General features: G+C 59.3%; 22 protein-coding genes. 8 read left to right on the top strand and 14 right to left on the bottom strand.

Features of this window, described 5'->3' with window-relative positions; genetic code table 11:
* Position 1: 1 nt before the first annotated feature.
* From pabC to AC0IW7_RS05350, 8 genes are all read right to left on the bottom strand, one after another.
* Positions 2–817, bottom strand: coding sequence for an aminodeoxychorismate lyase (pabC, locus tag AC0IW7_RS05385; protein WP_471816271.1), 816 nt, complete (start codon positions 815–817; stop codon positions 2–4).
* Positions 817–2,061 carry a beta-ketoacyl-ACP synthase II gene (gene fabF, locus AC0IW7_RS05380; protein WP_471816269.1) on the bottom strand — a complete coding sequence of 415 codons (1,245 nt, stop codon included), beginning with the start codon at positions 2,059–2,061 and terminating at the stop codon, positions 817–819. The genes pabC and fabF overlap by 1 nt, the downstream gene beginning before the upstream one ends.
* A gap of 111 nt (positions 2,062–2,172) precedes the next feature.
* Positions 2,173–2,406, bottom strand: coding sequence for an acyl carrier protein (gene acpP, locus AC0IW7_RS05375; protein WP_058066290.1), 234 nt, complete (start codon positions 2,404–2,406; stop codon positions 2,173–2,175).
* A gap of 195 nt (positions 2,407–2,601) precedes the next feature.
* Positions 2,602–3,345 (bottom strand): 3-oxoacyl-ACP reductase FabG, encoded by a 744-nt coding sequence (fabG, locus tag AC0IW7_RS05370; RefSeq protein WP_471816266.1) that lies wholly within the window; start codon positions 3,343–3,345, stop codon positions 2,602–2,604.
* A 15-nt stretch (positions 3,346–3,360) separates the two neighbouring features.
* Positions 3,361–4,299, bottom strand: coding sequence for an ACP S-malonyltransferase (fabD, locus tag AC0IW7_RS05365; RefSeq protein ID WP_471816264.1), 939 nt, complete (start codon positions 4,297–4,299; stop codon positions 3,361–3,363).
* Positions 4,300–4,415: 116 nt separating this feature from the next.
* Complete coding sequence (gene plsX / locus AC0IW7_RS05360; RefSeq protein WP_471816262.1) at positions 4,416–5,426, bottom strand: phosphate acyltransferase PlsX; 1,011 nt, start codon at positions 5,424–5,426, stop codon at positions 4,416–4,418.
* Positions 5,427–5,429: 3 nt separating this feature from the next.
* On the bottom strand, positions 5,430–5,612 hold the full coding sequence (gene rpmF, locus AC0IW7_RS05355; RefSeq protein ID WP_108097406.1) for a 50S ribosomal protein L32: 183 nt from the start codon (positions 5,610–5,612) through the stop codon (positions 5,430–5,432).
* A 12-nt stretch (positions 5,613–5,624) separates the two neighbouring features.
* Positions 5,625–6,152, bottom strand: a complete 528-nt coding sequence (locus AC0IW7_RS05350; RefSeq protein WP_463382218.1) for a YceD family protein — start codon at positions 6,150–6,152, stop codon at positions 5,625–5,627.
* Between the two features lie 105 nt (positions 6,153–6,257).
* On the opposite strand from AC0IW7_RS05350, the gene AC0IW7_RS05345 reads away from it, so the two are divergent.
* On the top strand, positions 6,258–6,836 hold the full coding sequence (locus AC0IW7_RS05345) for a Maf family protein (protein ID WP_471816259.1): 579 nt from the start codon (positions 6,258–6,260) through the stop codon (positions 6,834–6,836).
* Positions 6,837–6,950: 114 nt separating this feature from the next.
* Here the strand turns inward: AC0IW7_RS05345 and AC0IW7_RS05340 are convergent, their stop codons facing one another.
* The 3 genes from AC0IW7_RS05340 to rluC are packed head-to-tail and all read right to left on the bottom strand — an operon-like array spanning position 6,951 to position 9,544.
* On the bottom strand, positions 6,951–7,913 hold the full coding sequence (locus AC0IW7_RS05340) for a S49 family peptidase (RefSeq protein ID WP_122496810.1): 963 nt from the start codon (positions 7,911–7,913) through the stop codon (positions 6,951–6,953).
* On the bottom strand, positions 7,894–8,598 hold the full coding sequence (locus tag AC0IW7_RS05335; protein ID WP_471816257.1) for an HAD-IA family hydrolase: 705 nt from the start codon (positions 8,596–8,598) through the stop codon (positions 7,894–7,896). Before AC0IW7_RS05335 ends, AC0IW7_RS05340 begins: the two co-directional genes overlap by 20 nt.
* Positions 8,591–9,544 (bottom strand): 23S rRNA pseudouridine(955/2504/2580) synthase RluC, encoded by a 954-nt coding sequence (gene rluC / locus AC0IW7_RS05330; RefSeq protein WP_471816255.1) that lies wholly within the window; start codon positions 9,542–9,544, stop codon positions 8,591–8,593. Before rluC ends, AC0IW7_RS05335 begins: the two co-directional genes overlap by 8 nt.
* 570 nt (positions 9,545–10,114) lie before the next feature.
* Here rluC and rne point away from each other — a divergent pair.
* Complete coding sequence (rne, locus tag AC0IW7_RS05325; protein WP_471816253.1) at positions 10,115–13,330, top strand: ribonuclease E; 3,216 nt, start codon at positions 10,115–10,117, stop codon at positions 13,328–13,330.
* A 347-nt stretch (positions 13,331–13,677) separates the two neighbouring features.
* Here rne and AC0IW7_RS05320 read toward each other — a convergent pair whose 3' ends face one another.
* Positions 13,678–14,013, bottom strand: coding sequence for a hypothetical protein (locus AC0IW7_RS05320; protein ID WP_463382212.1), 336 nt, complete (start codon positions 14,011–14,013; stop codon positions 13,678–13,680).
* A gap of 382 nt (positions 14,014–14,395) precedes the next feature.
* Between AC0IW7_RS05320 and AC0IW7_RS05315 the strand changes: the two genes are divergently transcribed.
* From AC0IW7_RS05315 to AC0IW7_RS05290, 6 genes are all read left to right on the top strand, one after another.
* Positions 14,396–15,589 (top strand): PepSY-associated TM helix domain-containing protein, encoded by a 1,194-nt coding sequence (locus AC0IW7_RS05315; RefSeq protein ID WP_471816251.1) that lies wholly within the window; start codon positions 14,396–14,398, stop codon positions 15,587–15,589.
* Positions 15,586–16,134 (top strand): thiamine pyrophosphate-binding protein, encoded by a 549-nt coding sequence (locus AC0IW7_RS05310; RefSeq protein WP_471816249.1) that lies wholly within the window; start codon positions 15,586–15,588, stop codon positions 16,132–16,134. The genes AC0IW7_RS05315 and AC0IW7_RS05310 overlap by 4 nt, the downstream gene beginning before the upstream one ends.
* On the top strand, positions 16,131–16,451 hold the full coding sequence (locus tag AC0IW7_RS05305; RefSeq protein ID WP_471816248.1) for a hypothetical protein: 321 nt from the start codon (positions 16,131–16,133) through the stop codon (positions 16,449–16,451). Before AC0IW7_RS05310 ends, AC0IW7_RS05305 begins: the two co-directional genes overlap by 4 nt.
* Positions 16,452–16,562: 111 nt before the next feature.
* Positions 16,563–17,210 carry a 7-cyano-7-deazaguanine/7-aminomethyl-7-deazaguanine transporter gene (locus tag AC0IW7_RS05300; protein WP_463382209.1) on the top strand — a complete coding sequence of 216 codons (648 nt, stop codon included), beginning with the start codon at positions 16,563–16,565 and terminating at the stop codon, positions 17,208–17,210.
* Positions 17,211–17,504: 294 nt separating this feature from the next.
* Positions 17,505–18,971: a nucleobase:cation symporter-2 family protein gene (locus tag AC0IW7_RS05295; protein ID WP_471816246.1), complete on the top strand. Its 1,467-nt coding sequence runs from the start codon at positions 17,505–17,507 to the stop codon at positions 18,969–18,971.
* A 127-nt stretch (positions 18,972–19,098) separates the two neighbouring features.
* A complete protein-coding gene (locus AC0IW7_RS05290) occupies positions 19,099–19,911 on the top strand; it encodes an outer membrane protein OmpK (protein ID WP_471816244.1) in 813 nt (270 codons plus the stop codon).
* Positions 19,912–20,143: 232 nt separating this feature from the next.
* On the opposite strand, the gene AC0IW7_RS05285 is transcribed toward AC0IW7_RS05290, so the two are convergent.
* Together AC0IW7_RS05285 and AC0IW7_RS05280 are read right to left on the bottom strand one after the other, a co-directional pair.
* Positions 20,144–20,593 (bottom strand): PA2169 family four-helix-bundle protein, encoded by a 450-nt coding sequence (locus tag AC0IW7_RS05285; RefSeq protein ID WP_122496790.1) that lies wholly within the window; start codon positions 20,591–20,593, stop codon positions 20,144–20,146.
* A 210-nt stretch (positions 20,594–20,803) separates the two neighbouring features.
* Positions 20,804–21,619: a substrate-binding periplasmic protein gene (locus AC0IW7_RS05280; RefSeq protein WP_471816242.1), complete on the bottom strand. Its 816-nt coding sequence runs from the start codon at positions 21,617–21,619 to the stop codon at positions 20,804–20,806.
* Positions 21,620–21,626: the final 7 nt, after the last annotated feature.

The raw sequence follows: 21,626 nt of genomic DNA, 5'->3' as shown, positions 1-21,626 counted from the left end.
ATTAGCAGTCCAGTAGGTCGCAGGCAAGGCGTTGCAGTTTACGGGTGAGCGGTCCAACGGGCCAGTGATGCGCTTGCAGCGCGCACACCGGCCAAACGCCGTACAGACTATTGCAGACGAACACCTCGTCGGCCGCCAGCAATTGCGCCTGGCTGACCGCCTCGATCGCCACCGGAATGCCAAGACCTTCGGCGCGCGCCAACAGCTCGGCACGCATCACGCCAGCGACACCGGAGCGGCTTAGCTCGGGCGTGATCAACCTGCCGTCGCGAACCATAAACAGGTTGCTGTAAACGCCTTCGATCACGCGGCCGGACACGTCCAGCATCAGCCCTTCAGCGTGCTCGCTGTCGTGCCATTCGGAGCGCGCCAGCACCTGCTCAAGCCGATTGAGGTGCTTGAGGCCGGCCAATAACGGCTGCTCGGCCAAGCGGGTGACGCACGGGAACAAGCGAATGCCCTGCTCGGCGTTGACGGCCGGGTACGCTGGAAAAGAAGACGCCAGCAGAACGCGTCGCGCCTTGGCATTCGCTGGCGCCGCGTAGCCTCGCAGCCCCTCACCGCGAGTGACGATGAGCTTGGCCACGCCCTCGCCCACTTCGGCCGAAAAGGCCAGCAATTCGGCACGAATTAGCGTGAGGTCAGCGGGAATGCATAAGCGCTTGCAGCCCTCGGCGAGTCGCGCCAGATGGCGCTCAAGCAATTGCGGGCTGCCGCGTTTGACGCCGATGGTTTCGAACAGACCGTCGCCATAAGCAAGGCCGCGATCCGTAACGGAAGCGGCCTCTGCTGAGCGTCCATCGACCCAGCTCAACATCACTCGGTGAACCGGCGGAACACCAGAGAGCCGTTAGTGCCGCCAAAGCCGAACGAGTTAGACACCACGATATCGATGGGCATCTGGCGTGCTTCGTTGGCGACGAAATCGAGGTCGCAGCCTTCGTCCGGCTCTTCTAGATTGATGGTCGGCGGCGCGACCTGATCGCGGATGGCCAGCACGCTGAAGATGGCCTCTACAGCGCCCGCAGCGCCGAGCAGGTGACCGGTCATCGATTTGGTCGAGCTGACCGCCAATTTGTAAGCGTGATCGCCGAACACCGTTTTAACCGCTTGGGCTTCGGCCAGGTCGCCGGTGGGCGTCGAGGTGCCGTGGGCGTTGATGTACTGCACCTGATCGGCGTTGACATTGGCATCGCGCAGGGCATTGCGAATGCAGCGCATGGCGCCAGCGCCGTCTTCAGGCGGCGACGTCATGTGATAAGCATCGCCGCTCATGCCGAAGCCGATCAGCTCAGCATAGATATGCGCGCCGCGCGCCTTGGCATGCTCCAGTTCTTCGAGCACCAGAGCACCGGCGCCGTCGGCAAGCACGAAACCGTCACGGCCTTTGTCCCATGGACGGCTAGCACGGGTCGGGTCGTCGTTGCGGGTCGACATAGCCCGCGCGGCGGCAAAACCGCCAATGCCCAGGCCGCAGGCGGCCATTTCAGCACCGCCGGCAATCATCACGTCGGCTTCGCCGTAGGCAATATTGCGCGCTGCCATGCCGATACAATGCGTACCGGTGGTACAGGCAGTGGCGATGGCGTAGTTGGGCCCCTGCAAACCCAGGTGGATCGACAGGAACCCGGAAATCATATTGATGATCGAACCCGGCACAAAAAACGGTGAAATACGCCGCGGGCCTTGGTCGAACAGGGCTTTGCAGTTGTTTTCAATGTTGGTCAGGCCGCCAATGCCTGAGCCCATGGCTACGCCGATGCGCTCACGGTTGGCGTCGGTGACTTCCAGCCCGGCATCACGCACCGCTTGAAAGCTGGCTGCGAGCCCGTACTGAATGAACAGGTCAATTTTGCGAGCATCTTTGGCCGAGAGGTATTCCTCGACGTTGAAGCCTTTCACCGAACCACCGATACGGGTGGTAAAGGCAGAAAGGTCCGTATGCTCGATCAGGCCAATACCGCTTTGGCCGGCCAAAATGCCCTGCCAGCTGCTTGGAACATCGGTACCCAGGGGCGACAACATGCCCATACCGGTGACCACGACGCGTCTACGCGACACAGCAATCTCCTCTTATGCGTTTACTCAGCGCCCGACGGACGCTTAAAGAAAAACCGCACGCCTTGTGGGCAGTGCGGCTTTTCCAGGTCGGGAGTCGACGATTACGGGTTATTACGCGTGAGCGGTAACGTAATCGATAGCTTCCTGAACGGTGGTGATTTTTTCGGCTTGCTCGTCCGGGATTTCGGTTTCGAATTCCTCTTCCAGAGCCATCACCAGTTCAACGGTGTCAAGAGAGTCGGCACCCAGGTCTTCGACGAAGGAAGCGCTGTTGGTTACTTCCTCTTCCTTGACGCCAAGTTGCTCGGCAACGATTTTCTTGACGCGTTCTTCGATGGTGCTCATACCTTGTTTTCACTCCTAATGAACAAATCCAGGCAGCTGGTCTGTGTGTAAGTGTATAGAAAGGGTTTTCCGCATTTCAAGCTGAATGCCGTAGCCCTTCTGGATCACTCCAACGATATGTCTATAAACCAGTTGCAGCTTTATAACGGATTTTAGACAGCTCGTATGACAGTTTTCCGCAGGGCGGCGTCACATTCAACTCATATACATTCCGCCATTCACGGGAATAGTAGCCCCGGTCACGTAAGCTGCGCCATCGGAAGCCAGGAAAGACACCACGTTAGCGATCTCTTCGGCCTGGCCCAAACGGCCCAGCGGAATCTGTGCCTGAAGCGCTTCACGCTGTGCTTCGGGCAGCTCGCGGGTCATATCGGTGTCGATAAAACCTGGCGCAACCGAGTTAACGGTAATCGCCCGCGAGCCTACTTCACGCGCCAATGCACGACTGAAACCTTCCAGCCCGGCCTTGGCTGCCGCGTAGTTTACCTGCCCGGCGTTGCCCATGGCGCCCACCACCGAACCGATATTGATAATTCTGCCCCAACGCGCCTTGGTCATACCGCGCAGCACCGCTTTGGTGACGCGATACAGGCTGCTGAGATTGGTGTTGATAACGTCGTGCCACTCTTCATCTTTCATACGCAGCATCAAGTTGTCGCGGGTGATGCCAGCGTTGTTGACGACGATGAGCGGTGCGCCGAACTGCTTCGAAATGGCGTCCAACACGCTGGCTACCGACTCGTCACTGCCAACATTGAGGACCAGCCCAGCGCCTTCGATGTTGTTGGCTTTGAAGTACTCGGTAATTTTCCCAGCACCCGATTCAGACGTAGCGGTACCCACAACGGTTGCGCCCTGACGGCCCAATTCAAGGGCGATGGCCTGCCCAATACCACGACTGGCGCCGGTGACCAGCGCGACCTTTCCTTGCAGATTCATGGAAGCTTCTCCTAATCAGGCCAGCGCCGCACGGGTGGCGGCGTAGGCGTCTGGGGTGTCGAGATTGTAAGTATTGATGCCTTTCACGCAGCGCTTGTTCAAGCCCGACAACACTTTGCCAGGACCGCATTCGACCAAGTGGGTCACGCCCGCCTCTGACAGCCGCACGATGGACTCAACCCAACGAACCGGGTTGTAAAGCTGGGCAAGTAAGTCGCGCTTGAGCACTTCCAAGTCGTCGACCACCGCAGCGCTGACGTTTTGCACCAACGCAATTTGCGGCGCTTTCCAGGCGATAGCAGTAACCGACTCGGCGAACTGCTCGGCCGCTGGACGCATTAATGCGCAGTGCGACGGCACACTGACCGGCAACGGCATTGCACGCTTGGCGCCACGGGCTTTGCACGCCTCGATGGCGCGCTCCACCGCTGCAGCCGAGCCGGCAATTACCACTTGGCCTGGCGCATTGAAGTTCACCGCGCTAACCACATCGCCCTGCGCCGCTTCAGCGCAAGCGGCCAGCACGTCGGCATCTTCGAGCCCGAGAATCGCAGCCATGCCACCCTGCCCGGCCGGAACTGCTTTCTGCATGAGTTGGCCACGGCGCTCAACGAGCCTTACCGCATCGGCGAATTCCAGGCTGCCAGCGGCGACTAAGGCCGAGTACTCTCCCAAGCTATGACCCGCGACAAATGCCGGACGCGCGCCGGATTCAGCCAGCCAGACACGCCAAAGCGCCACCGAAGCGGCCAGAATGGCGGGCTGGGTTTTGTCGGTTTGATTGAGGTTTTCTTCTGGACCTGTCTGGGTCAGCGCCCAGAGGTCATAACCCAAAGCTTCAGAAGCTTCGGCAAAGGTATCAAGCAACAGCGGTTGCTGTGCGCCATGCTCGGCCAGCATTCCCAGAGACTGTGAGCCTTGGCCTGGGAAGACGAATGCGAGGGATGCAGACATGTTGAACGGTCCCTAATGGTCTTATCGTCGGGAGAATTACGCACGAGCAAGTCGTGCCTAACAAACTGACAGTTGGATGACAGGCCACCGACTGCAGTCACATCGGCGGTTACGCATTACAACAACAGATGTTCGAGACGCCCATGAAGGCGCTGGGGTAGATCTTCGCGTACTTCCATGACCGCTCGGCGAATGGCGCTTTCGAACCCTTCAGGCCCAGCGGCGCCATGGCTTTTCACCACGATGGCCTGCAAACCGAGAAAACTGGCGCCGTTATGCCGCGCGGGCGCAAGTTCGCCTTGCAACCGTTTGAGGACAGGTAACGCCAGCGATCCAATCAGTCGAGAGCCGAGGTTCTGCTTGAACAGCGCTTCCATCCGCGCCGAGATCATCGACGCCAGCCCCTCGCTAGATTTCAGCAGAATATTGCCAACAAAACCGTCGCAAACCACTACATCCGCCTCGCCACGATACAGGCCGTCGCCCTCGATAAAACCGATGTAGTTCAATTCAGCGACCGGCTGCAAAAGACTCGCCGCCAGTTTCACCTGCTGATTGCCTTTGACGTCTTCGGTGCCCACGTTCAATAGCGCAATGCGAGGACGCACTACACCAAGCGCTTCGGCCGCTACGGCGCCCATCACGGCAAACTGGTAAAGATGTTCAGCGCTGCAATCGACGTTTGCGCCCAGGTCCAGCAACTGGCAATGGCCGCGCTGGGTTGGTATGGCCGTCATCATCGCCGGGCGGTCGATACCGGGCAGCGTCTTCAACAAGTAACGCGACAACGCCATCAGCGCGCCGGTATTGCCTGCGCTGACGCACGCCTGCGCGCGACCGTCTCGCACCAACTCCAGCGCCACGCGCATTGAAGAGTCGGGCTTGCTGCGCAACGCCTGGGCCGGACGGTCGTCCATCGCAATCACTTCGCTGGCGTGCTCAAGATGCAGACGAGCGCGATCGAAACCGGGATGGCGTGCGATGAGTTCATTCAATAAGGAAGTTTGGCCGACGAGGACCAGGTGTAACGAGGGGAATTCAGCCAAGCAAGCGATGCAGGCTGGAACAATGCTGTGGGGACCGAAGTCCCCACCCATTGCGTCAATCGCGATGATCGGAGCGGACAAGGATTACTCGTCAGCGCCCTTGTCGATCACTTTACGGCCACGGTATACGCCTTCTGGCGATACGTGGTGACGCAGGTGAACTTCACCGGTGCTCTTCTCTACGGAGAGAGTTGCAGCGTCGAGAGCGTCGTGCGAACGGCGCATGTCGCGTGCGGAGCGGGATTTTTTGTTCTGCTGAACAGCCATAATTAATAACTCCTAAACGTTTGGGTCACGCTTTAACTGTGCCAATACACTGAACGGGTTGGACCGCGATACCTCGTCCTCGCTCGGTTCAGGCTCTTCAAGGCCTGCCGGTTGCTGGCAATCTTCTGGATCATGCATAGGGACGATGGGCAAGGCGAGCAACAGCTCCTCCTCGATCAACGCCGGCAGATCCAATGGATCCTCACCCAATTCCAGCACGTCGTAGCCTTGCGGCACAGACTGGGTATTCCCACCTTCTTTCACCACAGCGTAACTGCACTCGCTGTGTATAGGCAGGGCGACCAGCTCCAGACAACGCTGACAAACCATCTTGACCTCAACGTCGATCGAGCTATGCATCACTGGCGATCTGCGCTCATCGCGTTCGAAAACAAACTTCGCACGGACGACACCGACATCGTCGGAAAGCGGATCGCAGAGACGCTGCAAACTGGCTAGCGGCAGCTCACCTTCAAGGGTGGCACCACGATCTGCCAGTTTGCGCGGATCAACGTGAGGAGGAATCGGGCCATTCAACATAGGCGCAGCATTCTAGGGATGCACCCCTGCTCTGTCAAAGGGAAATTCAGCCTGGGCGCCAAGGGGTTGGCTGAGTAGAATCGCAGCGATTACAAAGGAATAGCCATGCCCTCGCTCCTCCTCGCCTCAAGCTCTGCCTACCGTCGCGAGCTCTTGTCCCGACTTCGCTTGCCCTTTACATGTGCGAGCCCGGATATCGACGAAACGCGCCTTCCCGACGAAACACCCCAAGCTCTGGTGCTGCGCCTGGCGGAACAAAAAGCCAGGGCGCTTGCCGAGCGCTATCCGCACCACCTGATTATCGGTTCAGACCAAGTGGCCGTACTAGGTAATGAGGTACTCGGCAAACCCCACGACTTCGCTCGCGCCCATCGCCAACTCAGCAACGCCAGCGGTAAGAGCGTGACATTTCTTACTGGACTGGCCCTGCTCAATAGCGAAAGCGGAATCTGCCAGGTCGACCACGTGCCGTTCACGGTGCACTTTCGCGAGCTCGACGCTGAGCGCATCACGCGTTATCTGGAAGCAGAGCAGCCGTATGACTGCGCCGGCAGCTTCAAGGCCGAAGGACTGGGCGTTAGCCTTTTCCGCGCCACCGAAGGCAGCGACGCGACGAGCCTGATCGGCTTACCGCTGATTCGCCTGGTGGACATGCTGCTGAAGGAAGGCGTGAGCATCCCCTAACGCCTTCCTTTATATAGGACTTGAAAAGCATCGCGGCTGAAGCCGCTCCCACGGAAACCGAAGTCACTGTAGGAGCGGCTTCAGCCGCGATTAATGCACAAGCAGCGTTAGCAATCAGCGCAAGGTCGGCCCGGAAAAGCCCATCCACATGGCGGCATGTTCCGCCACGCTGGCGCCCAACTTCTTGGCGAAGCGGTCGAACGGCGTTTCTTGCACGGTGTAATCCACCAATTCCTTCTCGCCGATCACGTCACGCGCTACCGAACTGGTATTGCCCAGGCCGTCGATCAAGCCCAACTGCAACGCTTGCTCGCCACTCCAAATCAAGCCGGAAAACAGCTCCGGGTGCTCAGCGTCTTTCAAACGGTCACCCCGACCCTGCTTAACGGCAGCGATGAATTGCTTGTGCGTGGTGGTCAGCACGCCCTGCCAGAACTCGGTTTCCTGGGGTTTCTGAGGCTGGAACGGATCGAGAAATGCCTTGTGCTCGCCTGAGGTGTAAACACGGCGATCAACGCCGAGCTTTTCCATGGTGCCGACAAAACCGAACGTAGCAGCTGTCACCCCAATCGAGCCCACGAGGCTGGACTTATCGGCATAAATCGCGTCAGCGGCGCTGGCGATGTAATAGGCACCCGAGGCACCCAAGTCAGCAATTACGGCGTATACCTTGATGTCCGGGTGCTCACCGCGGAGACGGCGGATTTCGTCATAAACATAGCCGGACTGCACCGGACTGCCGCCTGGGCTGTTGATACGCAGGACGATGCCCTTGGTATTCGCATCCTCAAAAGCAGAGCGCAGGCTTCCGACAATATTGTCGGCACTAGCTGCTTCCTGGTCGGCAATCATTCCGCGAATTTCGATAACTGCGGTATGGGCCGCGCTGCGCGAGCCGCCGCTTTTGGAAAAATTCAGCGCCGGCGAAAACAGGGCAAGGGCGCCAAACAGATAAATAAAGGTCAGAGCCTTGAAGAAAATGCCCCAGCGCCGAGCCCGACGCTGCTCCTGTACGCTAGCGAGCAGGGTTTTCTCCAACAACTTCCAGCTTTTGTCGTCATTCAACTCGTTCGACATATTCACTCGTCCCTAGCGTTGGTCGAGCGTCGCGCGATTCCAACCAGGCGCGCAGCTCGGAAAAATGTTCAATCTTCAGTCGCGGACCACACTGGCTCAGCGTTTCCAGCGATTGCGCACCGTACCCGACAGCCACTGAATCAATGCCGGCCCGGCGCGCCATTTCCAAGTCAAAAACCGAATCGCCTACCATCAACGCGCGCTCCGGTGCCACACCGCAAAACTCGAGAATCTGCTCCAGCATCACCGGTTCGGGCTTGCTGGCGGTTTCGTCGGCGCAGCGAGTGATGTCGAAAAACTCGCTCCAACCTTGATCGGCCAGCACCCGATCAAGGCCGTGCCGCCCTTTCCCGGTCGCTACCGCCAGTTGATACCCGGCCTCACGAAACGCCGCCATCGCCTCTGCCACACCGGGAAACAGCGCAGACGGCGTTGATTCAAGCTTTAAGTAGTTCTCGCTATAAGACCGGCGATAGCGATGAGCTAAATCTGCATCCTTTAGATCGGGATACAGCGCCACCACGACTTCGGGCAAACCCAAGCCAATGATGGCTTTCAACTCGGTGTCGCTGCGCGGTGGCAAATCACATTCGCGAGCGGCCTGGTGCAGCGCTGCCACGATACGACCGATGGAATTCACCAGAGTGCCGTCCCAGTCGAAGATCAGCAGCTGGTAATCAGACACTCAAACGCTCCACGGTTTTGCGCCACATATCATCGACCGGCGCTTCCAACTTCAATACGCCACCTTCAGGCAGCGGCACGTGTAATTCATAGGCGTGCAGGAACAGACGCTTCCCACCCAGGTCGCGGATCTCTCGGGTGAAATCATCGTCGCCGTACTTGGAGTCGCCTGCGATGCAATGCCCGGCATGTTTGGCATGCACACGAATCTGATGAGTGCGACCAGTTACCGGCTTGGCCTCGACCAAGGTGGCGAATTCGCCGAAGCGGCGCAGTACGCGGAACAGCGTCAACGCCTCTTTGCCTTCTTCGTTGATTTCAACCATGCGCTCGCCGGAACGCAGGTTGCTCTTGAGTAGCGGCGCATTCACTTGCTTCTTGGCGGTCGCCCAATGCCCGCGCACCAAGGCCATATAACGCTTGTCGACGCCGTCTTTGCGCAGCGCCTCATGCAGATGGCGCAGCATGCTGCGCTTCTTGGCAATCATCAGCAGGCCAGAGGTGTCGCGGTCCAGCCGGTGCACCAACTCAAGATCCTTACAGTCGGGGCGCAACTGGCGGAAGGCCTCGATCACCCCGTAATTCAAACCGCTGCCGCCGTGAACGGCGATGCCGGCCGGCTTGTTAATCACGACCAGGGCTTTGTCTTCGAAAACAATCGACGCTTCCAGACGCTGCAGCAGCCCCTGGGCCAGCGGCACTTCTTCATCAGGCTCGGACAAGCGCAAAGGCGGCACGCGAACGATGTCGCCTGCCTGCAATTTGTATTCGGGTTTGATCCTTCCTTTATTCACGCGAACTTCGCCTTTACGCAAAATTCGGTAAATCAAGGTTTTCGGCACTCCTTTGAGGCGAGTGCGCAGAAAGTTATCGATTCGCTGACCGGCAAGTTCCGGTTCAACCTCGAGCAGCTGGACGCCGGAGGTCGGAGGGGTGGGTTCTGTCATGGCCGCGATCATAACAATTTTTTATTGATTTGAAGCACTTAATCATTGCTGCTATAGTCCCGAACGCCGCCAAAAGCGGCCCGGTTGCGGATGTTTGCCCACCTTTGCAAGCCCCTCCCGTGTGCAACGTAATTCTGGACGTAAGGCCGTCCCACGGAATATTCAAAGATAGATGGCTGAAAAGGGCCACGAATATTCCGGAAATAACGCCTTGAGCCATGACGCGCTAACTGCCCTCGGGGAAGTTAGCGGTAAATGCCAACCCGCTGCAGATTCTGCGAGCGGCACCCGATTTTCAGCGATACGTGTAGGGTGGAGATGCACAACCTCGGACTGCGTAGCTTTAGAAGACGTGTTATTTCGTCCGCTACCGATGGTTGATTCCTCCTCCTGACCAAGTGCTTGTTTCACAACAGCAAGCAGGAGACGTCTGTCGCCACCCCGGCCCCGTTGGCCGGCGTTGTTAGACATGGAACGACTTACAACCGTTTCTGACGAGCCCTGACACCGACCCTGAGAGTCGTGTGTGCCGAACGCCGTTTCCGGCAGCCCGGAAACCGACGGTACTACATGAAAAGAATGCTGATTAACGCGACTCAACCTGAAGAGTTGCGTGTCGCACTGGTAGATGGTCAGAAACTCTACGACCTCGATATTGAATCGGGCGCTCGTGAGCAGAAAAAGGCCAACATCTACAAAGGCAAAATCACCCGCATCGAACCTAGCCTTGAAGCCGCTTTTGTTGATTTCGGCTCCGAACGCCACGGCTTCTTGCCCCTCAAAGAAATTTCCCGCGAATACTTCAAGAAAGCACCTGAAGGCCGCGTCAACATTAAAGAAGTGTTGAGCGAAGGTCAGGAAGTTATCGTTCAAGTTGAAAAAGAAGAACGTGGTAACAAGGGCGCCGCCCTCACTACGTTTATCAGTCTGGCCGGTCGTTATCTGGTTCTGATGCCTAACAACCCGCGTGCCGGTGGCATCTCGCGCCGCATCGAAGGCGAAGAGCGTAACGAGCTGCGTGAAGCCTTGAATGGTCTGGTCGCGCCAAGCGACATGGGTCTGATCGTGCGCACTGCCGGCCTGGGCCGCAGCAGCGAAGAAATGCAGTGGGACCTCGATTACCTGCTGCAACTGTGGAGCGCGATCAAAGAAGCATCGCTGGACCGCTCCGCTCCATTCCTGATCTATCAAGAAAGCAACGTCATCATTCGCGCCATCCGCGACTACCTGCGCCAGGACATCGGCGAAGTATTGGTCGACAGCGTCGAAGCCCAGGAAGAAGCCCTCAGCTTCATCCGCCAGGTGATGCCGCAGTACGCCAGCAAGATCAAGCTGTACGAAGACAGCGTGCCGCTGTTCAACCGTTTCCAGATCGAAAGCCAGATCGAAACCGCCTTCCAGCGTGAAGTGAAGTTGCCGTCCGGCGGCTCCATCGTCATCGATCCAACCGAAGCCCTGGTGTCCATCGACATCAACTCGGCGCGCGCCACCAAAGGCAGCGACATCGAAGAAACCGCGCTGCAAACCAACCTTGAAGCTGCTGAAGAAATCGCGCGCCAACTGCGCCTGCGTGATATCGGCGGCCTGATCGTTATCGACTTCATCGACATGACGCCTGCGAAAAATCAGCGCGCTGTGGAAGAGAAAGTCCGCGAAAGCCTCGAAGCAGATCGCGCCCGTGTTCAAGTGGGTCGCATCTCGCGCTTCGGTCTGCTGGAAATGTCCCGTCAGCGTCTGCGCCCTTCCCTTGCCGAAGGCAGCGGTATTGTCTGCCCGCGTTGCAACGGTCAAGGCATCATCCGTGACGTTGAGTCCCTGTCCCTGGCGATTCTGCGTCTGATCGAAGAAGAGGCCCTGAAAGACCGCACTGCCGAAGTTCGCGCCCAAGTGCCGATTCCGGTTGCTGCGTTCCTGCTTAACGAGAAGCGCAACTCGATTACCAAAATCGAACTGCGCACTCGCGCCCGCATCGTCATTCTGCCGAACGACCATCTGGAAACGCCGCACTTCGAAGTGCAGCGAATCCGTGACGATAGCCCTGAAGCTCAGACCTCCCAGTCGAGCTACGAAATGGCTGCCGCTGAAGTGGAAGAAGTCGCGCAAACAGCTGCGACTCGCACCCTGGTTCGCCAGGAAGCCGCCATCAAAGCGACCCCGCAACGCGCTGCACCGACGCCTGCCGCTAGCGAGCAACCTGCTCCTGCCGCTGAACCAAGCCTGTTCCGTGGCCTGGTGAAGTCGCTGGTCAGCCTGTTCGCCGGCAAGGAAGAAGAAAAGCCGGTTGTTGTCGAGAAGAAAACCACTGGCGACCGCCCTCAGCGCAGCGACGAGCGTCGTAACGGTCGGCAGCAGAACCGCAACCGTGGCGGCCGTCGTGACGAAGAGCGCAAGCCGCGCGAAGACCGTGGCCCACGCGAAGAACGTGCACCGCGCGAACCGCGTGAAGAACGTGCTCCTCGTGAAGCCCGCGAGCCGCGCGAACCCCGTGAAGACCAGGCTCCTCGTGAAGAGCGCGCACCTCGCGCCCCGCGTGAAGAGCGCAAACCGCGTGAGCCCCGTGCACCGCGTGAAGACCGCGCCCCACGTGAAGATCGCCCACAACGCGAACTGCGTGAGCCGTTGGACGCACAAGGTCAGGAAACGCCGAGCGAGGAGCGCGTGGAGCGCAAACCGCGCGAAGAGCGTCAGCCGCGAGCGCCGCGTGAAGAACGCCAACTGCGCCCTGTTGCTGATGCCGCCGGTAGCGAAGAAGAGTTGCTGAACACCGACGAGCAGCACGACGACGACCAGGAACATGCCGAGGGCGGTGACCGTCCACGTCGCCGTTCGCGCGGTCAGCGCCGTCGCAGCAACCGTCGTGAGCGTCAGCGTGATGCCAACGGCAACATCATCGAAGGCAGCGAAGAAGGTAATGAAGAGGCCAGCGGCAACGCTGAGGCGCCGCGTACCGAAGCGCCTACCGCTGAAGTGGCCACTGCCGTAGCCGCGGCCGCCGCCGTGGCTGTCAGCGAAATCGTTGCAGACCAGCACACCGCTGAAGCTGCACCGGTTGAGCCTGCAAGCGAGCCGCAAGCCGCCGCGACCGAGCACAGCGAACCTGTTGCAGTGGTTGAAGCACCTGCGGTTGAAGCGGTCGTTGAAGCGCCTGCATTTGAACCGGTTGTAGCTGAACCCGCCGTGGTTGAAGCCAGCGCCGTTGAAGGCACCACGTCTGTAGAGGCGAGCGTCAACGAAGCGCCTGCCGCTCCAGCACCGGCTTACGAAGCACCGGTTGTAGTTGAAGCTGCTCCGGCCGCCGAGGCTGCTCCTGCTCCAGCTGAAACCGCTCCGGCTCCTGTAGTTGAAGCAGTGGAAGTGGCCGTAGTTGCCGAAGTGGTAGCCGAGCCCGCTCCCGTCGTGACCAGCAATGGCCGCGCGCCGAACGACCCACGCGAAGTGCGTCGCCGTCAGCGTGAAGCCGAGCGCTTGGCTAAGGAAGCTCAAGAAGCATCGGCATCGGTGGTTGACGCCGTTGCCGCCGCCGAGCCCGTTGGCATTACCGCTCACGCGATTGCCGATGTTGAGCACACCGTGGAAGAAGAAAAAGCCAAACAGGACGACGCGGCCGAGCCTGCTCCGGTGCACGTGGCTGAGCCGGCTGTGATTGCTGACAGCAACGTCGAGGAAACCCAGGCTGACGAAACCAGCGCCGAGCTACCGGCAGCGCAGGAAGAAGTTGCCGAGTTTTCCGAGAAAGACGACGCCAAGAAAGAAGAAGACAAGAACGAGAACAAACCGCTCGTTTAAGCCTTCGCGCTGATTTAGCGCGGTAAAAAAAAGGGATGCCAGTTGGCATCCCTTTTTTATTGTTCGCTGAGAGCAACCAGGTCTCGAAAGTACTCAGCTTGTCTGCGTATCGCCGTCATCCCCGCGCACGCGGGAATCCAGAATCGCAAGCCGGACGGTACTTGCAACCCGTTTCGCTAAACCCTGGTGTCAGTAAAAACGGGTCAAAAATTCACCGCTGCGGTACGCTTGATCGAGCCTGGATCCCCGCGTACACGGGGAGGCTGAGCAGGTTGCGCTTTCCCCGCAGAAAATCTGATTGCCGCTACATCGAATAGAAGCGAAGCAAACCCAGGCGAGAAACGCCCTCACCCCGCCCTGCGCTGCTGCGCACCATCCAACGCATCCGCTACCAGCGCATACCCGTGCTCGTCATTGCGACACACCAGCCCGCCCTGCCACATGCGGCGCAGGGCCTGGCTCAGGCAGAGCTGGGAGATCGGCACTTCGGCGTCGATCAGCCTCGCATGCATTTCCTGCAAGGTCAGCGTCTGGCCTCGCTCGGTGCTTTCACACAGCACGTCGAGAATTTTCAGTCGCGGTTGGCTGCATTTCAGCCCGGCGGCGCCGAGGATGCGTTTAAAGCGCTGGTTACTGTGTTGAGCGGGCAAGCTGCTCAGGCGCGCCATTTGAGGTTGGTTCATGGTTGAACCTCGCGTTTGCTGAAAGACATCGCCACGTCGTATCCACTCGCCATTGCCAGAGCCACCCTGCCCTCGTTCGGTCTGTTCACTCGTTTCATGTGCCACTCCTTGACCCTGGCGCTCGTGGAAAAATGTGGCGCCTTATTAACAAGACGGATGAGCCGGCAAAAAACCGCAAAAGATTCTGACGATAGGTCGAAAATTTTTCCGTCCCGCTCCAGGGTCGCCACGCCGGACACATTTTCTTGCATCTGCCGGTGCGGGTTTTGCCCACGCTATCCGTCTTGTACATAGGGACGTCTGAAACCACGACTTTCCGCCCCTGCGTTTTCGTAGCGCTGTGTAGCGCTGGTCCTTTCCTCCAGTTAAGCCCTTTCTGTTTATGTCGAAAAAAACCCGCGCAAAAACCTGGTTTCTCGTGCACAGCTGGCTGGCTCTGCCCATCTGGTTTTTCCTGCTGATCGTTTGCGTCACCGGCACGCTGGCGGTGGTCAGTCAGGAAATTGTCTGGCTGGCCAACCCGGACATCCGCGCCAGCCAACCGAACGACGACGCCCAGCCGTTGAGCTACGGCCAGGTGTTAGCCGCCATCCACAAAGAGCGCCCAGAGCTGGCGGTGGAATGGTTGGCCACCCCCGACGAATCGCATTTCGCCCTTACCGCTCAGGTCAGCGAACCTGGCGGCGGCACCTACCGCTTGTATATCAACCCTTACAGCGGAGCGATTCAGGGCGTCAGCCCGACGTTCGACTTCAGCGCCTTCACCCGCGCGCTGCACGGCTGGTGGCTGGTGCCGTTCACCAATGGCTATAGCTGGGGTTGGTATTTGGTATCGCTGCTTGGCTTGCCCATGCTGGTGTCGTTGATCACCGGGCTGGTGGTGTACAAGCGCTTCTGGAAAGGCTTCTTCACCCCGCGCCTGCGTTTTAACCAGGGCGCGCGAATTTTCTGGGGCGACTTCCATCGCCTGAGCGGCATCTGGTCGATCTGGTTTATCGCGGTCATTTCCATCACCGGCACCTGGTTCCTGATCGAGGCGCTGCTGTCCGATTTGCACATCTCGATCTCGAGCGAAGGCCCGCCCGCTTTTGTCTCCCGCCAGGACATACCCGTGAGCGCAGACGGCCTGGCGCCGCCGCAATTGGGCCTGGATCAAATCACCGCCATCGCCGCGTCGCAAATTCCCGGCCTCGACATCAGCTTTATCTCCATGCCCGAAGACGCGTTCAGCCATTACAGCGTGGGCGGGCGCGGCTGGTACCCGTTGATGTATCAAACCGCCGAAATCAACCCGTACACCGGCGCGGTAGCCGGTGCCAATTTGCTGCAAGACCGCAGCGCGCTGGAGTTCGTCACCGAGTCGATGCGCCCACTGCACACCGGCGATTTCGGCGGGATATGGATCAAACTGATCTGGTTTTTCTTCGGTTTGGTGCTGAGCATGATGGTGCTCAGCGGCTTGCTGATCTGGAGTAAACGCACCGTGCAAGCCACCGCCAACCTGGCCAAACGAACGCAGCGGGTTCGTCCGGATGCTGCCGCCACGCTTACCCCGGCGTCGGAGGTGCAGCCATGAACAAAGCCATCACTGCGCCACGCCGCCAACCAGCCCTGCAGCGCCTGTGGCACAAATACCGCTTTCATCTGAATATTTTGCTGGTGTTGATTCCGCTGGGTTTCATGCCCGCTTACTTGCAAAACGCAGCGATGTTTCGCGGCACATTAGGGCTGGGGGAGCGGGACATCGGCGAGTTCACCGTCGGCCCGTGGTCTGCCCGTGTGGCCGAGTGGCACATCGGCGACCCGGAAGCCGAAGGCCAGGCCGGCAACATGAAGGAATTCACCGTTGCGCTGTGTGAGCGCTGCTTGCCGCAGGTAAAAGCGGCTTACTTGCGCATCGGCAAACCGCGCAGCTTGCGCACCGCCGGCGCGTTGCTGTCGGGCAGCCCGTACCGGCTGATGGCCGAAGTGGTGGTGCCGCGCAACACCACGGCCGCCAGCGAGTTGTGGCTGACCGTCGAAGGCTGGGACGGCAGCGTGCACCAGACCGCCATCCCTCTCGCCACCGCCTCGCCCTCACTGGTGAGTTGGCTAGAACGCCAACCCGGAGCCCGCCCATGAACCGCGCCCTGCCTTTGCTACTCGCCAGCCTTGCACTTAGCCTCAGCCCCAACACGCAAGCCCATGGTCTGTATTGCCAGTGCCAGCCTGTGGCCGACGGGCAAGTGCGTTGCCACGGCGGTTTGTCAGACGGCACCGCCCTGCCCGGCGCCGCGCTGGATGTGATTGGCTACGATGAAAAGCCACTGATCACCGGCAAGCTGGGCGAGGATTCGAGCTTCACCTTCCCCCGCCCCGATGGCGAGTTTTACGTGCTGATGGAACTGGGTCCTGGCCACACGGTAGAAGTCGACCACACCGACATTCCGGCGCCATAACTCCACCCATCATCCGAGTTCGACGCCAGTAAGCACACGGTGCGCGCAGCAGGTAGAATGCGCGCCGTTTCCATGGGTTCCCTAACCCCATCGATCAAAAAGGTCCTGCTTATGTCCCTGATTTCTGCCGACCGTCGGCGTGGCGCGCTGACGTTTCTGGTGCTGTTCCACATCGTCATCATCATTGCCAGCAACTACCTGGTGCAGCTGCCGATCACCCTGTTCGGCTGGCACACGACGTGGGGCGCGTTCAGTTTCCCGTTTATTTTCCTGGCCACCGACCTCACCGTGCGCCTGCTCGGCAAAGGCCCGGCGCGCCTGGTAATTGCTCAGGTGATGGTGCCGGCTCTGGTGGTCTCGTACATCGTTTCGGTGCTGTTTCAGGAAGCCAGCTTTCGCGGCGTAAACGCGCTGCTGGAATTCAACGAATTCGTGCTGCGCATTTCGCTGGCCAGCTTCCTCGCCTACGCCCTCGGGCAGATTCTCGACATTCAGGTATTCGACCGTTTGCGCCAACTGCGCCAATGGTGGGTGGCGCCCACGGTGTCGACCATCTTCGGCAATCTGCTCGACACGTTCGTGTTCTTCGCCGTCGCCTTCTGGCACAGCAGCAACCCGTTTATGGCCGAGCACTGGGTGGAAATCGCCACGGTCGACTATGGCGTGAAGCTGACCATCAGCCTGCTGCTGTTCGTGCCGCTGTATGGTGTGTTGCTCAATGCCATCTTGCGCGTACTTGCGGGCCGCCCGGCCCGCTAAATCCTGCGCTGCTTATCGAGGCTAAAGCCTCTCCTACAGGTCCGAGCGGTCACTGTGGGAGAGGCTTTAGCCTCGATTCCTTGCGTCTCGACCATGGCTTTTCGCCAGCCGCGCGCTTTTGGCCCGCCCATCAATTTTGTGCACAATCCTAAATAAAATTGTTCCACATCCTGTCCACAAGTGATTATGATCGGCACATTCTGACCAGGTAGACAGATTTTTCATCCTGGCGGACAGAGGGTCACTGACCCTCGTGAGCCCATGACCGAATAAAAACAATTGGCAGGCGCAACTATGACTACACCCGATAGCTCCACCCGCTCGGACCTCATCTACGGTCTCAACGACCGCCCGCATTTCAGTGCCGCGTTGTTCGCCGCCCTGCAACACGTTCTCGCCAGCTTCGTTGGCATCATCACCCCCACCCTGATCATCGGCGGCGCCCTGGGCCTGCAGAGTGAAGTGCCGTACCTGATCAGCATGGCGTTATTCGTCTCTGGGCTGGGTACGTTCATTCAGGCGCGGCGCTTCGGCCCGGTAGGCTCTGGCCTGTTGTGCTTGCAAGGCACCAGCTTCGCCTTTATCAGCGTGATTCTCAGCGCCGGTTTCATGGTGAAGTCGCGCGGTGGCGGCACCGATGAAATTCTCTCAACGATTTTCGGCGTGTGCTTTTTCGCCGCCTTTATCGAAGTCACGCTCAGCCAGTTCATTGGCAAGCTGCGCAAGCTGATCACCCCGGTGGTGACCGGCACCATCATTACCTTGATGGGCCTGTCGCTGATCAAAGTGGCCGTTACTGACATGGCTGGCGGCTTCGGTGCAGCAGACCTCGGCGCCATGAGCAACCTGGGCCTGGCCTTTCTGGTGCTGGCGATCATCGTGGTGTTGAACCGGTTCGACATTCCGATTCTGCGCCTGTCCGCCATTATCATTGGCCTGGGCATCGGCTTTGTGGTGGCGTGGGCTTTGGGCAAGGTCGACTTCGCCGCCATGCCGGACGTCGCCGCCGTCAGCATTCCGGTGCCGTTCAAGTACGGGTTCTCGTTTGACCTGTATGCCTTTATTCCCGTCGCGGTGATCTTCCTGATTACGCCGCTGGAAGCTGCTGGCGACCTCACTGCCAACTCGATGATTTCCCAGCAGCCGGTGCGCGGTCCGGTGTATATCCGCCGCATCAAGTCGGGCCTGCTTGCCGACGGCCTCAACTCGGCGATGGCCGCTGTGTTCAACAGCATGCCGATGGTGACGTTCGCGCAGAACAACGGCGTGATCCAGCTAACCGGCGTGGCCAGCCGCTACGTGGCGTACTTCATTGCCGCCCTGCTGGTGCTGTTGGGTTTGTTCCCGGTAGTGGGCGCGGTGTTGCAGCTGATGCCAAAACCGGTACTCGGCGGCGCTACCTTGATCATGTTCGGCACCGTGGCGGTGGCGGGTATCAAGATTCTCTCCGAGGCCGGTCTGCACCGTCGCAACATGCTCATCGTGTCGATCTCGCTCGGCCTGGGCCTGGGTGTTGCGGCAGTGCCGGAGGTGCTGCGCGAGTTGCCGAGCGCGCTGCATAACATCTTCGAATCGCCGATTACCGTCGGTGCCTTTGCCGCCATCCTGCTGAATATCTTCCTGCCGGAAGAGTACCTGGACGAAGTGGACGAGCATGAGTTCGACCCCGAGGCGTCGATTGTCGAAGTGATGCAAAACCCTAGCGACGACGACATCGCCCTCGACCAGGCGCGTGCGGCCAAAGCCAGCCTGCAAAGCTGACGCGCCCGCCTCGCCCCGTTCAACTCAAACGCTGCACAGCGTCCGCACCTCGCCAGGGTCGGGCGTTGTGCGGTGTCTGGGCTGCAAGAGCTGCACTACCCTCACTAAAAACAACAAGGAAAACCCCATGAACCTGAAGCGTTTGCCGCACTGCCTCGCGCTGTCTGCCGGTCTGTTCACTGGTAGCCAGGCTGCGTTGGCGGATGACCTGCTGCAATGGCAGAACAACAGCCTGACCTACCTCTATGGCCAGGATTTCAAGGTCAACCCTGAAATCCAGCAAACCGTCACCTTCGAGCACGCCGACGGCTGGAAGTACGGTGACAACTTCCTGTTTATCGACAAGATTTTCTACAACGGCAAAGCCGACTCGGGCGTTGGCAACAACACCTACTACGGCGAATTCAGCCCGCGTTTCTCGCTGAGCAAAATCACCGGCGAGAAGATTGGCTTCGGTCCGGTCAACGATGTGTTGCTGGCCTTCACCTACGAATTCGGCGAAGGCGATGTGGAGTCGTACCTGGTAGGCCCGGCGTTCGACCTGAACATCCCCGGCTTCGACTTCTTCCAGCTCAACTTCTACAACCGCCGAACCGATGGCAACCGCCCTGGCGATGACGTTTGGCAGATCACCCCGGCGTGGAGCTACACCATTCCAGTCGGCGGCTCGGACATCCTGATCGACGGTTTCATGGACTGGGTGGTCGACAACGACGAGAACGCGCGCGGCACGTACCACGCCAACCTGCACTTCAACCCACAGATCAAATACGACTTGGGCAAAGCGTTGCATTGGGGCGAAAAGCAGCTGTACGTCGGTATCGAGTACGACTACTGGAAAGACAAGTACGGCATCGACGACGACAGTTTCCTCGGCGACCAGATCTTGGATGGCACCGACCAGAACACCGCAAGCCTGCTGGTGAAAGTGCACTTCTAAACCGGTTTCGGGGTGGCGGACGGCTGCTGGGTAGGCAGAGTTGTTCGTCATCCCGAAAGCTAAAAACTCGAGGCTGAAGCCTCTCCTACAAGGACGTTTTTGCTCTTGTGGGAGAGGCTTTAGCCTCGAGCTTTTGATCTAAAAAAAGGGCGAGTCGCATGCAGCGACCCGCCCTTTTCACGTTAACCGACGACGGATGAGCGCCAGTTAACGACCACCTGCTGTGCCGGTGTTAGCTGGCACGCGCCATGTTGCGCAGGGCTTTCACCTGGTCGTGGTTGCGCTGTACGCCTTGGCGTTGTTTTTCAACGATGCTGCGTACGTTCGACGGCAGCTCTTTTTCCAGCGCTTCGTTGTAGTGCTTCAGGGCCACGTCTTCGCCGCGCTCGCATTCGTTGAGAATGGCGGTTTCGCTATGGCCGGTGAGTGCGCTTTTCAGGTTCACCCAGCCGCGGTGCAGGTCACCTGTGGTGCTGGTGCTGGTTTCCGGGTCGCCGCCCAGGCTGCGCACCAGTTGCTGTAGCTCGCTGGCCGCAGCCGCACACTCCGCGGCGCGCTGGCTGAACAAGCCTTTGAGTTCGGCATTTTCAACGTCGTTCGCGCACTCACGGAAGCCTTTCTCACCGTCTTTGCTGGTCTCGATCAGGTTGTTGAGTACCGAGATAGTGTCTTTGCTTTCCATGGTCAAAATCCTCTTTTGGCGAGCAGCGTCACGCTGCAGGTTGTTGGCCGACGTGCCCGTTTGGGCTTTATCGACCGCTCGCAAAAATGGACGTGACCCGTTGCGTAAAGGTTCAGGACATTCGCCGACCGGTACGCGTAAGCGGCAACCGACAACCGCGCTAAAACGCAGGCGCGGCGCGGCGTCTAACCGCTTGTCAGGGCTGTTGGATTACTCCACCGGCTTGGCTTTCTGACGCTTGAGAAAGTCGACTTTCCACTGCTCCAGCCCCATGAACTCCGAGTCGAGATTGGCCTCGACCTGGTACTTGTCTTTAAGCGCAGCGATAGCCTCGTGTTGCTCGGCGAGGAACTGGTCGAAGCGCTGAATCAGTTCGGGGTGTTTGCCGCTCGACAAGTGAAACGTGCCGCGCGTGAACGGCAGTTTGGAGTCGAACACCAACGCACCGGGACGGGCGCGAATGTTGTCGAGGTAATAGGTGGCGACCACCACGTTGAAGTAGGCGCCGTCGGCTTGTTTTTTCAGCGCCAGCTTGATCATCGCGGGCAAATCCTCGCCTTCAATCAGGCGCGTCTGCTTGCCCTCGATACGAGCCTGATACGCCCAGGGCGTCCAGCCGTCGACGATGGCCAACCGTTGCAATGCATCAACGCCCTGCCCTTGCTGCTTGGGCGGCACCAACACGCCGTCGACGTAATTCACCACGGCCTGGCTATAGCGCAGGTTTTTGCCGGCTTTCTGCTCGTGCGCCCAGGTGCTGTTGTCCGGGTATTTGAAATCCACTTCGCCCTGCAGCAACGCCGGCAGCAACCGCTCGACGGGCAACGGCCGGTACTCCAGCTGCACGCCGGCTTTGGCGGCAAACAGGTCAAGCACTTCCCGGGCAAAGCCGGAATAGTTGCCCTGTTTGTCGGTGGCGTAGTGCGGCAAGAACGGCGTGTTTTCTACGCCGACCACGTAGGTTTGGGCGTGGGCGGTGGTGGCCAATAGCGCGGTGAGGGCGAGGGAAACGAACTTCGGTTTCACAGCGGTC

This window comes from Pseudomonas sp. AC229 (assembly GCF_979254655.1).
The sequence above is the reverse complement of the archived record's forward strand: the minus strand, read 5'-3'. Positions and strand labels throughout refer to the sequence as shown.